Origin of the sequence: Helicobacter sp. WB40 (genome assembly GCF_027859275.1) — a bacterium.
GTDB classification, from domain to species: domain Bacteria; phylum Campylobacterota; class Campylobacteria; order Campylobacterales; family Helicobacteraceae; genus Helicobacter_D; species Helicobacter_D ibis.
The window spans coordinates 52616-65503 of record NZ_JAQHXS010000009.1; the positions used below are offsets into that span (position 1 = coordinate 52616).

Consider the following 12888-nt stretch of genomic DNA (forward strand, 5'->3'; position numbering starts at 1 on the left):
ATATGCTTTCAAGAGAAATAGTTCAATTTAGCGAAATGAGACATGAGATTCGTGCTTATTTGTGTTTTTTGCTACAAAAAAATATAGCAAATAATCTTCCACATATAGAACTAAATAAAATAATAGAAGGACTTCATAAGGTAAGCTCTGAAGTGAAAATTTTTGAGCTTTTGTATGTGCTAGATTCTAGTGGGAATCTTGTTTTTGATGCTATTTCGCCTGATAGTAGCATAGACTATAAAAAGGGGCAAAACCATAATGACAGATCATATTTTCATCGCTCCATAAAAGAGAAGCAGTCAATTCTAACAGATCCGTATCCATCAAGTGCTAGTGGAAACTTGGTAGTAACAATATCGTATCCACTATATAACAACAAAGGTGAATTAGTATATGTTGTATGTATGGATATTCCGCTTGATAAGACTGCTTTGCTTGTTAAGCCGATGCCACTTTTTGGCTTTTTTGTTGGGTTTAGAAAATTTATCTATTTTGTAGTATCAGTTGCGTTGTTTTTTGTTAGTTTGCTATTGTTAGTTCGAGGTAGTTTTAGTATATTGGATTCTGTTGATAATTTTATGTTTTTTGATATACAAGATGTTTTTGAGGCGACTATTTTAATCACGCTATCATTGGCTATTTTTGATTTGGTTAGAGCTATATTTGAAGAGGAAGTCTTAGGTAGGCAAAAGTCTCAAGATTCCAAAATGGTTCATAAGACAATGATAAGATTCTTGGGTTCTATTGTTATTGCTTTGGCTATTGAGGCTTTGATGTTGGTGTTTAAATTTACTATTATTGAGCCTGAAAAGTTAATCTATGCTGTATATTTAATAGGCGGAGTAACATTGCTTTTAGTTGGACTTTCATTATATATGAGGTTTGCTACAAATTTAAAGAGAGATGATTGATGTTTGGTATTGTAAATTATAATGTTGGAAATTTAGCAAGTGTGCAAAATGCATTAAAAAAAGCCGGAGTAGATGCAATAATCGAATCTAATCCAAGTAAGTTAAAAGAATACGATAAGCTTCTTCTTCCTGGGGTTGGTGCATTTGGAGATGCAATGGAGCATTTAAGAGATTCTGGTATGTTTGAATCTATACTAGAATATACAAAGAGTGGAAAGTATTTGCTTGGTATTTGTCTTGGAATGCAAATTTTGTTTGAAAAGAGTTGTGAGTTTGGTGAGAATCTTGGGCTTGGACTGATAGAAGGAGAAATAACGCAAATACCAAAAAGCAGTAACGAGATAAAAATACCTCATGCAGGTTGGAATCTAGTGAGTAAAGTTAGGGATAGTGCCTTGCTAGATGGGCTTAATGATAGGGAGTATTTATATTTTACACATAGCTATTGTGTTAGAGATTTAAAGCATGCACTTTGTGTTACAGAATATGGCGTGAAATTTTCTAGCATTGTAAATAAAGATAATATATTTGGGATTCAGCCACACCCTGAAAAATCACATGATGTAGGCATTAAAATCCTGCAAAATTTTATTAAGTTGAGATAGATATGCAAATAATTCCAGCAATAGATTTAAAAGATAAAAACGCAGTAAGGCTAAGTCAAGGCAAAATGGATAGTGTAAAAATATATAGCACAAATCCGGTTGAGTTAGCATTGTCGTTTATGGACATGGGTGCTAGTTATTTGCATATTGTGGATTTAGATGGTGCAATACATGGAAGCCCAAAGAATCTAGAAGTAATAGCACAAATAGCAAAAGACACAAGGCTAAAGATTCAAGTAGGTGGTGGGATTCGTAATGAAGAGACTATTTGTAAATACTTAGAACTTGGGGTGCATAGGGTTATTTTAGGGTCTATTGCATTAAGTAATCCGCAGTTTGCAAAGGAAATGGCTGATAAATATAAAATAATAATAGGTATAGATGCTAAAGATGGTTATGTAGCTACACAAGGGTGGGACAAACAAGAAGATATCTTGGCAGTTAGTTTTGCTAAAGAATTTAAAGATAGCAATATAGAAGCAATAATATGTACTGATATTGCAAGAGATGGTATGTTAAATGGTGTCAATGTAGAATTCACAAAAGAAATAGCGAAAAATAGTGGAAAATTTACCATTGCCAGTGGTGGTTTGTCATCTCAAAGTGATGTTGATGAGTTATATAAATCACATGTAGATGGTGTAATTGTGGGTAAAGCATTTTATGAGAATAAATTAGATTTAAAAATGCTATTTTGTAAATATTTAGATTAGTAATTTGTGTGTTTATCATAAAAATTTGTAATTTTATTGTAAGACATGGATATTTATGATATCATGTCAAACTTTATTATCTTAAAAATTATTAAGTTTATTTTATAAGGAGCCTACCTTGAAAATGGTTGTTGTTGATGATAGTTCAACTATGAGAAGGATTATAAAAAATACATTGGCTAGACTTGGTTATGAAGATATTCTAGAGGGAGAGAATGGCGTTGAAGGTTGGGAGAAGATGGATTCAAATCCTGATGTTAAAGTTCTCATCACTGACTGGAATATGCCAGAAATGAATGGCTTGGACTTGGTAAAAAAAGTTAGAGCTGATGATAGATTCAAAGATATACCAATAATTATGGTTACAACAGAAGGTGGAAAGACAGAAGTTATAACAGCTCTTAAGGCAGGTGTTAATAACTATATCGTTAAACCATTTACTCCTCAAGTCCTAAAAGAAAAGTTGGAAGTTGTTCTTGGCGTTAATGACTAATTATGGATTCTCTTTATAATTGCCTAGCTATAGAAGCAGATAAGTTTTTATGGCTCTTTATAGATAAAGCCATGGAATTGACTGGAGAGGCAATAGAAGAGGTTGAGGGTGGCTTTATTGTACGAACCACACAAGATGTCGAAAAAATAGAGCAGAATCTAAGGGAATTTCTACAATATCTACAACAAACTTTTGGCGAAACAATTACCCTAAAGACCAAGATAACACAAGAAGAAAATAAAGATTGGATTTGCAACTATAAAAATTCGGTTCAACCGGTGCTATGTGGTAGGTTCTATATAAGACCATCATGGCATGATAGCTTAAACAATGATGAGATTATAGATATAATAGTTGATCCAGCTTTAGCATTTGGTAGTGGTCATCATGGTAGCACCTATGGTTGCTTGATTGCGTTAAGTAGTATTGATTTAGTAGGCAAGAATCTTGTTGATGTTGGTTGTGGTAGCGGTATTTTATCTATTGCAGCTAAGAAAGCAGGTGCTAATGTTTGGAGTTGCGATACTGATAGTATAGCAGTAGAATCTACTAAGGATAATGCTTCTAAGAATAACCTACAAATAGATAATGTATGGGAAGGCACTTTAACAACTATGAGTTGCAATAATGTTAAGTTTGATGTCATTGTTGCAAACATATTAGCAGATATAATAGTAACAATACCATTTGAAAAGTATATAAAAAAGGGTGGCATATTGATACTATCTGGGATACTGGAACAATATATACAAAAGGTTTTAGATAGATTTGATAATTTTAAAAAACTCTCTTGTGAAATTAATGATGAATGGGCTACAATAATACTACAACTTAATTAAGGAATTTAAATGCAAAAACAGAATAACGAGAACAATGACAAAAAACAAAATAATTTTTTTAATCAGAATCCACTTTTAGTATTTGCCATTTTTGCAATCATCGCTATTGTTGTGTTTAAGTTTATTTCTCCAGTCGGAGATGCTTCAAATAGACTTAGTGGGGCAAGTTCTACAAAAAATATCAATTATTATGAATTAAAAAAATTAATAGAAAATAAAGAAGTGGATTTTGTAGCTATTGGTCAAAGTGTGTTGAAGGCTACTTCAAATACAAATGGCACAAAGACTATATATGTTACACAAAGAGTGAATCCAGATAATACGCTAATACCGCTACTAGATGAAAAGGGAGTGGAATATACAGGTTATAGCGAGAGTAATTGGCTTAGTGATATGCTATTTGGCTGGGTGTTGCCTATATTTATTTTCTTTGCGATTTGGATGTTTTTGGCATCAAGAATGCAAAAGAATATGGGAAATGGAATTTTGGGCATTGGTAGTTCAAAAAAGTTAGTAAATGCTGAAAAGCCTAATGTAAAGTTTGATGACATGGCTGGTAATGTTGAGGCTAAAGATGAGGTTGTGGAAATTGTAGATTTTTTAAAGAATCCAGATAGATATGCTGCACTTGGCGCTAAGATTCCAAAGGGTGTTTTATTAGTTGGTCCTCCGGGAACTGGTAAGACATTGCTAGCAAAGGCTGTTGCAGGTGAGGCAAATGTTCCATTCTTTTCTGTTAGTGGAAGTAGTTTTATTGAGATGTTTGTAGGTGTTGGTGCAAGTAGAGTTAGAGATTTGTTTGAAAATGCAAAAAAAGAAGCACCTAGCATAATTTTTATAGATGAGATTGATGCAATCGGTAAGAGTAGAGCTGCAGGTGGAATGATTAGTGGGAATGATGAAAGAGAACAAACTTTAAATCAGCTTTTAGCAGAAATGGATGGGTTTAATTCTGATTTATCTCCTGTTATTGTTCTTGCTGCTACAAATAGACCAGAAGTGCTTGATCCAGCGTTGCTTAGACCTGGTAGATTTGATAGACAAGTGTTGGTTGATAAGCCAGACTTTGAAGGAAGAATCGAAATATTAAAGGTTCATATAAAAAATATTAAGTTAGCAAAAAATGTTGATTTGTTTGAAGTATCAAAATTAACTGCTGGACTTGCTGGTGCTGATTTAGCTAATATAGTTAATGAAGCTGCACTACTTGCAGGTAGAAATGCTAAAAAAGAGGTCGAACAGAGTGATTTCTTAGAGGCAGTTGAGAGGGGTATTGCAGGTTTAGAAAAAAAATCAAGGAGAATCTCACCAAAAGAAAAGAAAATAGTTGCATACCATGAGAGTGGTCATGCGTTAATTGCCGAGATTACAAAAGGTGCAAAAAAAGTAACCAAAGTATCAATAATCCCTAGAGGTTTAGCTGCACTTGGGTATACGCTAAATACCCCTGAAGAAAATAAATATTTAATGCAAAAGCATGAGCTTTTAGCTGAAGTTGATGTGTTGCTTGGAGGCAGGGCTGCAGAGGCTGTGTTTTTAGGAGAGATTTCAACTGGTGCTAGTAATGATTTAGAGAGAGCAACTGATATAATTAAAGCTATGGTTAGTTATTATGGAATGACTGATGTTGCTGGGCTTATGGTGCTAGAAAAACAAAGAAATGTGTTTTTAAATGGTGGTTTAGGTAGCTCTAGAGAGTATAGCGAAGAGATGGCTCAAAAGATGGATTCTTATATAAGAGATATTCTAAATGAGAGATTTGAAGCGGTTAAATCATCTCTTGAGACATATAGGGAAGCTATTGAGGATATAGTTAAGGAATTATTTGAAAAAGAAAATATAGATGGCGATAAGGTAAGAGAGATAATCGCAAACTATGAAGAGAAAAATAATTTACCTACAAAGCTAGTTAAAAGTGAAAAACAAGAAGAAGCATAAGGAATAAGAATGGATACTAGATTGCAAATGGTGACACAAGATGGTTTTAAGTTTATAATAGTTAGCTTAATTGCCTATGTGCTTTTTAGTTTGCTATCACTTAATAGTCTAGCTATTATCAGTATTATTGTTGCTTGTGTTGGAGTTTATTTTTATAGGAATCCAGAGCGGGTATGCAATGATGATTCTAAGGACAATATAGTATCCCCAGTTGATGGAAAAATAAAAGACATAATACAAGAAGAAAATAAAATTACTTTAGTTGTATCAAAGCCAATTTGCTTTTGTGGGTTAATTAGAATGCCTTTTAGAGGGTATGTAAAAAAAGCAAAAAAGATTCATGGACTTTGTAATGCTGATAGTATTACTGGAGAGAGAATATATATTGACTTTAAACATGAAAATGATACAGATTTTATGAAATTAATAATATATCCTAGGATATTTTCTCAAGTTAATTTTTATGGTGATGATTCTATTTGTAGAATAGCAAATAGAGTTGGATTTTTGCTTGATGGTAAAGTTTTTATAACAATTTCCAATATAAACTTAAAAGTATCAGTTGGAGATATGTTATATGCAGGTATTAGCTCTATTGGAAGTTTAAACAATGAAAATTAATCCACTCTATATACTGCCAAATTTATTTACTGGAGCTAGTATATATCTTGGAATCCTTAGCGTATCTTATGCGTTTTTGGGTAGATTCGAACTTGCTTGTTGGCTTGTATTGATTAGTCTAATTTTTGATGGATTAGATGGAAGAGTTGCAAGGCTTACTGGCACTACGAGTAAGTTTGGTGTAGAGTTTGATTCATTGGCTGATATTATTGCATTTGGTGTTGCACCGGCTATGATTTTGTTTTTTTATATTGGTTTTTCTTATGGTAAGTTAGGAATCGCAATTTCTGGTTTATATGTTGTATTTGGTGCTATTAGACTTGCAAGATTTAATGTTAGCACAGGAAATAGTGAGCCAAATGTTTTTATAGGGTTGCCAATACCTGCTGCTGCTGTGTTTATAGTTAGTTGGTTAATGTGTGAGATGGTATTTGCAAAATTATATCCGGAGTATTCCAAAGAATTCTTATTTATTCTTATGATATGTGTGCTTTTAATAGGATTGCTTATGGTTAGCAATATAAGGTATCCAAGTTTTAAAAAGATTAACTTTTACAACATTAGCTTTGGTAAAATCATAGTGTTTTTGATGATGTTTTTAGCGGTGTTGTTTATTTATCCGATTTATACTGTTGTTTCTTTAATTACTGCTTATGTATTTTTTGGACCTTTAAGGGCAGGTTATTATATTTTCTTTAAAAAAACAATTAAGTAATATTTTTTTGTTTTTGTTTTGTTAATTTTTCCATAATATACTTTATATTATTGTTTTTAAAGGGTGTAATATGGAATTTAAATTTAAACAAGCAAATAGTATTGATTATAAAAGTGTAACTCCAGAGTATCTGTTTAATGAAAGAAGAAGATTTTTGAAACTTGGTGTTGGCGGAATAGTGGGAGTATTGAGTGTAGATTCTTTGCTTGCCGATATTGCTAGAGAACTTAAATATAAAAGTATGTCAAAAGATGAGATGTTAAAGCTTAATGGTGAGGTTTTACATTTAACAAGCGAAGAGCTAGCAACTAGCTATAATAATTTCTATGAATTTGGATACTCAAAATCAGATCCTAAAAAGAAAGGCGGTTCTTTAAAGGTTAGTCCTTGGGAGATAAGCATTGAGGGCGAAATTAAAAACCCAATGAAAATAGAGCTTGAAAACTTAATATCAAAAGTAAATTTGGTAGAGAGGGTTTATAGATTCCGATGCGTTGAGGCTTGGAGCATGGTTGTGCCATGGATTGGCTTTGAGTTAAGAGAGCTTATTAAGATGGTAGAGCCAACAAAAAAGGCAAAATATATACAATTTACAACTTTATATGATCCAGAGCAATTTCCTATGCAAGGTGGATTCTTTGGTTTAAACATTGGTAGAAATGCTAGTTTTTTAGATTTCCCATATAAAGAGTGCTTGAGACTTGATGAAGCGATGCACCCATTAACACTACTGGCAGTTGGCATGTATAAAAAGAGGTTGTTGCCGCAAAATGGTGCTCCTATAAGATTGGTTGTGCCTTGGAAGTATGGCTATAAAATGATCAAATCAATAAATAAAATTGAATTTTTAGAAGAGCAACCAATTTCTACATGGGAGGCGGAGAATCCAAAGGAATATGGATTTTATGGCAATGTAGATCCGGAGGTGTCTCACCCACGATGGTCGCAAAGCAGTGAGAGAGTAATAGGACAAAGAGGTAGAATTCCTACGCTATATCTAAATGGATATGCAAAAGATGTCGAGCATTTATATGCTGGGCTTGATAGAACAAAGCTATACTAGGAATTTATTTGAAAAGAGTAATAGAATATATAGCATTAATTGCAATTTTATATGTTTCATGGGAATTGGTCTTAGCAGTTGAATCTTATAAAATAGGCGATTTTTCAGATCCTGTAGCTAGTTTATACTTTTATAGTGGTTGGATTAGCGTTTTATGTTTGTCATTATCTTTTGTAATTTGTAATAAGCTTAAGAGATTTTGTGGATTGCTTGGATTTATCTTTGCTATCATTCACATTGGAATCTTTTTAATAATTGATTTTAACTTTGATTTTGATTTAATATTTCAAGATTTAAAAAGTAAATATTACTTATATTTTGGCATTGCAAGTTTTTTATTTTTTGCATGTTGTGCATCGTTGTTTGGTGTTTTTAGGTTTGTTTATTATTGTATTTATGGAGCATTATTTTTTGCTATTTTGCATATATTTTTTATACAGAAATTAATAACGATAAACTATGCAATTTCACTTTGTGTATTGACTTGTCTTGGAGTATTTAAGCTCTATAAGAGCGTTAAATAATTTATTTTATTCTTAATTATGTTTTGATAGAATCTTTGGTTTATTTTTGAATTAAGGTGATGATAATGGGAGATATTTTATTGGTGTTACAATTTATTTTAGCAATTGTAATTACGCTTGTAGTGTTATTGCAAAAGAGTGCCAATATGGGATTTAGTAGCTATAGTGGTAGCAATGATGGAATGTTTGGTGCTAGAGGTCCGGCTGGTTTTTTGGCTAAACTAACATTTTTTATGGGATTTTTATTTGTTATGAATACTATAGCTTTAGGATACATATATATGCAAGATTCTAAAAAATCAATCACAGATAATATTCAAATTCCAGTTAGTGTTCCACAAAATATAGATAATAATTCTAGTGCAGTAAGTGTCCCACAATCTCCTAAAATACCGGATACTAAAGAAGATACTAATACAACAAAATAAGGGAATATTATGGAATTACAAGATATTTATAATCACACTAAAGAAGCAATGGATAAGAGTATAGAGGCTATGAAGCGTGATTTTGGGACATTGCGTAGTGGTAAAGTATCAGTTTCTATACTTGATCATATTTTGGTTAGCTATTATGATACTCCAACACCACTAAATCAAGTATCGTCTGTTATAGCACAAGATGCAAGCACTATTGTTATTACCCCATGGGAAAAAACTTTGCTAAAAGATATAGAAAGAGCAATACAAGAAGCAAATATTGGAGTAAATCCAAACAACGATGGAGAGGCTATTAAACTATTCTTCCCTCCAATGACTAGTGAGCAGAGAAAAGAAAGTGCAAAAGAAGCAAAAAATATAGGTGAGAAAGCAAAAATTTCTATAAGAAATATTAGAAAAGATTCTAATGACAAAATCAAAAAATTAGAAAAAGATAAATTAATAACAGAAGATGAATCTAAAAAAGCTCAAGATGAAATACAGAAATTTACTGATAATGCTACAAAAAAAATTGATGAATCAGTAAAACACAAAGAAGAAGAATTATTAAAAATCTAAGGATAGCCAATGGATATAAAGCAGGTTTATATAGATTCTAAGGCTCTCTTGGAGGGACATTTTTTACTAAGTAGTGGCAAACATTCTCCGTATTATCTGCAATCTGCTAGAATAATGGAATATCCTCAAAAATCAGAGATTGTAATCAAGGAGTTATCTAAGTTGATATTGGATTCTGGAATTAGAATAGATAGTGTATGCTCCCCTGCTCTTGGCGGTTTATTGGTTGGATATGAGCTTGCTAGGTCATTGAATGTAAGGTTTATATTCACAGAAAGAGTAAATGGTAAAATGGAGCTAAGGCGTGGGTTTAGTGTTAGAAAAGGTGAGAAGATTCTTGTGTGCGAAGATATAATAACTACAGGTGGATCGGCTGTAGAATGTGGCAATGAAGTAAGAAAATATGGTGCTGAAGTTATGGCTTATGCAGCATTAGCTAATCGTGGGATATGTTCTATATATAATGACAACAATCCACAACAAGATTCTTGTAAGCTAAATCCAAATATTCCACTATTTGCATTGGGTAACTTTGTATTTGATACCTATGAGGTCGATGATTGTCCTTTGTGCAAAGGAGGGAGTGTAGCAATAAAGCCGGGAAGTCGTGGTAATTAATGCGATTTAGGCATGTAAAGAAAATATCCAAAAAAATCATTACACATGATAATAATGATAACTTGGCTACATTTTTTGATAGATTCAAAGCCCAAGTTGTAGATACTTTTATGATTTATATGCCTATTTTGTATTTTATTACTTATGTTATTATGGGCAGTGCAGAGGCTTTTAGAGATTCTGTTTTAGCGCCTTTGTTCGGTGTTATTTTATATGGGATTGTAGTTAGTATTTTTATGTCATTTGGTGGGCAAACACCAGGTAAAAAAGCTTATGAAATCATTGTAAAAAGAGATGATAATAAGAAAATTACTTTTTTATTTGCAATGACTAGATTCTTTTTATTTTTGGTTTCTGGTTTTTTGATATTTGGTATTTTTATGCCCTTATTTAGGAAAGATAAGAAAACTTTGCATGATTTGATATTGCAGACAAAAGTGTGTAAAAAGGTATAATTTTAGTTTAATTGTTTATTGTTATATTTTGTTAATTGTATATTAAAAAAGTTTTTGGCATAATCTGAAATTTATGTAGATACTGCTTTATAGTATAAAAGGGTGTTTTATGAATTCTATTTTTACATTTGCTGGACTTATAAGTCATGACCATGATTTTATCATTGCATTTCATGTTGTGTTGGTTGCTATTATTGCATTTATATTAGCTAGATTTGCCACTGCAAAGATGCAAGTAATTCCGGGAACTATACAAAATGTTTTTGAAGCATTTTTAAGTGGTGTAATTTTCATGGCTAAAGATGTTATTGGAGAGGAGAAGGCAAAGCATTATCTTCCTTTGACTGCCACTTTAGCTTTTTTTGTATTTTTGGCTAATGCTATTGGTATAATACCTGGCTTTGAATCTCCTTCATCAAGTCTTAGCTTCACACTTACTTTGGCTTTAGTCGTGTTTGTTTATTATAATTTTGAGGGGATTAGGACCTTTGGTATTGTGAAGTATTTAGCACATTTTGCAGGTCCCGTAAAAGCACTTGCACCATTGATGTTCCCAATAGAGATTATTTCTCATTGCTCTAGGGTTGTATCATTATCATTTCGTTTGTTTGGTAATATCAAGGGTGATGATATGTTTTTACTTGTTATGTTGATGTTGGCTCCTTGGGTTGCTCCATTACCTGCATTTTTAATCCTTACTTTTATGGCATTTTTACAAGCATTTATTTTTATGATTCTTACTTATGTATTCTTAGCCGGTGCTACATTAGCAAGTGAGGAAGGGCATTAAATCATATCTAATAACAGATTGTAATTTATACCCAAAAGACAAAAAGGAGTTTTGCTCCTTTTACCACTCTATATTAGATTCTCATAAAGTGGATTTTGCTTGTTTTAGGGATAAGAGTAATGTGTATAATCCGCATCTTCTTGAATCTTTTTTAGAACTTAATTTACGATATAAGATAAAATCATTTATTAATAGTAATTACAAGTTGGCTTTAGAGTTTGGCTTTGATGGATTGCATTGTAATTCATATCAAATAAATTTGATAAAACCAGCAAAAGACAAGAAGCTAATGGTATTTTTTAGTGGACATAATGAAAGGGATATTATGGATTCTAGTTTGCAAGGCGCAGATGCAGTTACAATTAGCCCAATTTTTCACTCTCCAAATAAAGGAGAGCCATTAGGAGTTAGAGCATTAGAAGAGCTTACAATAAGTAATGCAAGTATTAATATTATAGCATTAGGTGGTATAACTTCTATTGAACAAATTAAGAAAATTTCACATATTCCGCTTTTTGGCTTTGCTTCAATTAGATATTTTTTATCATAATAACTAAAAATTCATACTAACTATAACTTACGTAATATTACTTTGTGCTATTACCTTGATTTGATATTTTCATAATTATGTGTATAATTCATTTTCTAAATTGCACATTTTGTAAGGAACTAAAATGGAAAGCGATATTGCAAACACTGATTTCGCCCCCCCCCCCCCACAAATTTGTTGGATATTCACACATTAGACTAACATATATAACTCATTTTTATTGCAATATAGATAATATAGATTCGGTGATTTCTCTTTTAAGGGATTATGAAAAATATAATAAAGATATTTTAGATGTTGTTTTATTTATAGTTATTGATGATGGTTCTCCTGTTTCTTACGAGATTCCGCAATTTGATCTAAATTTGCATTGGATAAGAATAAATGAAGATATCCCATGGAATCAATCTGGTGCTAGAAATCTGGGTGTAGTATATGCAAAGAGTGATAATATAGTTGGATCATAAAGTATTAGAAAATACTATGCACTACATGGCGTATCATAAGCCTTGTGGAAGAAATATATACAAGATAAAGTATGAAGGAAGAAACAAGTCATTCTAATTTGTTTTTTCTAAGTCGAGCTAGATTTATGCGTTTTTTTGGTTATGATGAAGAGTTTGCTGGCCACTATGGAGCAGAGGATTTTAGATTTATCAAGGCGCAAAAAGCACATGGAAGTAAGCAACTTTATCTTCCAAATAAGTATAGAGTGGTTAAGAGAGTGTTGGAAAGTGGTTCTGATCATTCTTTGGATAGGGATTTGACGCATTGCACCCCTATTGATCTTAGGAAAAAATTAGAGCTTAGGACATATGGTTTAGACTATGGATACTCTAAATTATTTCTAAATAATTTTACTTGGAAGTTTTTAAGTGAGCAAAAAAGAACTTGTGTTCCGATGCCAAAATCCAAAAAATGGTGGTATTATCTTTGGTATTTTAGATGGATATTTGGGTATAAATAAGTTTAAATACTATTTCAACCTCCCTTAAGCTTCTTTCGTTATACTTTCATTCCTTTTTTGTTGATTTTTCTTTATGAGCTTTCAATAA

General features: G+C 32.0%; 18 protein-coding genes. All 18 read left to right on the top strand.

Features of this window, described 5'->3' with window-relative positions; translation table 11 throughout:
* The first annotated feature begins 2 nt into the window (after nucleotides 1–2).
* The 18 genes from PF022_RS07420 to PF022_RS07505 all read left to right on the top strand — a co-directional run bounded on the left by PF022_RS07420 (nucleotide 3) and on the right by PF022_RS07505 (nucleotide 12800).
* Nucleotides 3–911 carry a PDC sensor domain-containing protein gene (locus PF022_RS07420; protein ID WP_271021858.1) on the top strand — a complete coding sequence of 303 codons (909 nt, stop codon included), beginning with the start codon at nucleotides 3–5 and terminating at the stop codon, nucleotides 909–911.
* Nucleotides 911–1516 (top strand): imidazole glycerol phosphate synthase subunit HisH, encoded by a 606-nt coding sequence (gene hisH, locus PF022_RS07425; RefSeq protein WP_271021859.1) that lies wholly within the window; start codon nucleotides 911–913, stop codon nucleotides 1514–1516. Before PF022_RS07420 ends, hisH begins: the two co-directional genes overlap by 1 nt.
* A 2-nt stretch (nucleotides 1517–1518) precedes the next feature.
* Nucleotides 1519–2229 (top strand): 1-(5-phosphoribosyl)-5-[(5-phosphoribosylamino)methylideneamino]imidazole-4-carboxamide isomerase, encoded by a 711-nt coding sequence (gene hisA / locus PF022_RS07430; RefSeq protein ID WP_271021860.1) that lies wholly within the window; start codon nucleotides 1519–1521, stop codon nucleotides 2227–2229.
* 118 nt (nucleotides 2230–2347) lie between these two features.
* Nucleotides 2348–2722 carry a chemotaxis response regulator CheY gene (locus PF022_RS07435; protein WP_271021861.1) on the top strand — a complete coding sequence of 125 codons (375 nt, stop codon included), beginning with the start codon at nucleotides 2348–2350 and terminating at the stop codon, nucleotides 2720–2722.
* Nucleotides 2723–2724: 2 nt separating this feature from the next.
* Nucleotides 2725–3561 (top strand): 50S ribosomal protein L11 methyltransferase, encoded by an 837-nt coding sequence (gene prmA / locus PF022_RS07440; protein WP_271021862.1) that lies wholly within the window; start codon nucleotides 2725–2727, stop codon nucleotides 3559–3561.
* Between the two features lie 9 nt (nucleotides 3562–3570).
* Nucleotides 3571–5499: an ATP-dependent zinc metalloprotease FtsH gene (gene ftsH, locus PF022_RS07445; protein WP_271023375.1), complete on the top strand. Its 1929-nt coding sequence runs from the start codon at nucleotides 3571–3573 to the stop codon at nucleotides 5497–5499.
* A gap of 9 nt (nucleotides 5500–5508) precedes the next feature.
* Entirely contained in the window at nucleotides 5509–6120 is a 612-nt protein-coding gene (locus PF022_RS07450) for a phosphatidylserine decarboxylase (RefSeq protein WP_271021864.1), read from the top strand.
* A complete protein-coding gene (pssA, locus tag PF022_RS07455; protein ID WP_271021865.1) occupies nucleotides 6110–6835 on the top strand; it encodes a CDP-diacylglycerol--serine O-phosphatidyltransferase in 726 nt (241 codons plus the stop codon). Before PF022_RS07450 ends, pssA begins: the two co-directional genes overlap by 11 nt.
* A 70-nt stretch (nucleotides 6836–6905) precedes the next feature.
* Nucleotides 6906–7898 carry a protein-methionine-sulfoxide reductase catalytic subunit MsrP gene (gene msrP, locus PF022_RS07460; protein ID WP_271023377.1) on the top strand — a complete coding sequence of 331 codons (993 nt, stop codon included), beginning with the start codon at nucleotides 6906–6908 and terminating at the stop codon, nucleotides 7896–7898.
* Nucleotides 7899–7906: 8 nt separating this feature from the next.
* Nucleotides 7907–8422: a hypothetical protein gene (locus PF022_RS07465; protein WP_271023379.1), complete on the top strand. Its 516-nt coding sequence runs from the start codon at nucleotides 7907–7909 to the stop codon at nucleotides 8420–8422.
* Nucleotides 8423–8487: 65 nt separating this feature from the next.
* Complete coding sequence (secG, locus tag PF022_RS07470) at nucleotides 8488–8850, top strand: preprotein translocase subunit SecG (RefSeq protein ID WP_271023380.1); 363 nt, start codon at nucleotides 8488–8490, stop codon at nucleotides 8848–8850.
* Nucleotides 8851–8859: 9 nt separating this feature from the next.
* Nucleotides 8860–9420 (top strand): ribosome recycling factor, encoded by a 561-nt coding sequence (gene frr, locus PF022_RS07475; protein WP_271021869.1) that lies wholly within the window; start codon nucleotides 8860–8862, stop codon nucleotides 9418–9420.
* 9 nt (nucleotides 9421–9429) lie between these two features.
* The gene (gene pyrE, locus PF022_RS07480) at nucleotides 9430–10038 is read left to right on the top strand and encodes an orotate phosphoribosyltransferase (protein ID WP_271021870.1); all 609 of its coding nucleotides are present in this window, start codon (nucleotides 9430–9432) and stop codon (nucleotides 10036–10038) included.
* The gene (locus PF022_RS07485; RefSeq protein WP_271023381.1) at nucleotides 10038–10493 is read left to right on the top strand and encodes an RDD family protein; all 456 of its coding nucleotides are present in this window, start codon (nucleotides 10038–10040) and stop codon (nucleotides 10491–10493) included. Before pyrE ends, PF022_RS07485 begins: the two co-directional genes overlap by 1 nt.
* Before the next feature lie 109 nt (nucleotides 10494–10602).
* Nucleotides 10603–11283, top strand: a complete 681-nt coding sequence (locus PF022_RS07490; RefSeq protein ID WP_271021872.1) for a F0F1 ATP synthase subunit A — start codon at nucleotides 10603–10605, stop codon at nucleotides 11281–11283.
* A complete protein-coding gene (locus PF022_RS07495; RefSeq protein ID WP_271021873.1) occupies nucleotides 11267–11833 on the top strand; it encodes a thiamine phosphate synthase in 567 nt (188 codons plus the stop codon). Before PF022_RS07490 ends, PF022_RS07495 begins: the two co-directional genes overlap by 17 nt.
* A gap of 137 nt (nucleotides 11834–11970) precedes the next feature.
* Complete coding sequence (locus tag PF022_RS07500) at nucleotides 11971–12300, top strand: hypothetical protein (protein WP_271023382.1); 330 nt, start codon at nucleotides 11971–11973, stop codon at nucleotides 12298–12300.
* Between the two features lie 71 nt (nucleotides 12301–12371).
* Nucleotides 12372–12800: a hypothetical protein gene (locus tag PF022_RS07505; RefSeq protein ID WP_271023384.1), complete on the top strand. Its 429-nt coding sequence runs from the start codon at nucleotides 12372–12374 to the stop codon at nucleotides 12798–12800.
* The last annotated feature ends 88 nt before the right edge of the window (nucleotides 12801–12888 follow it).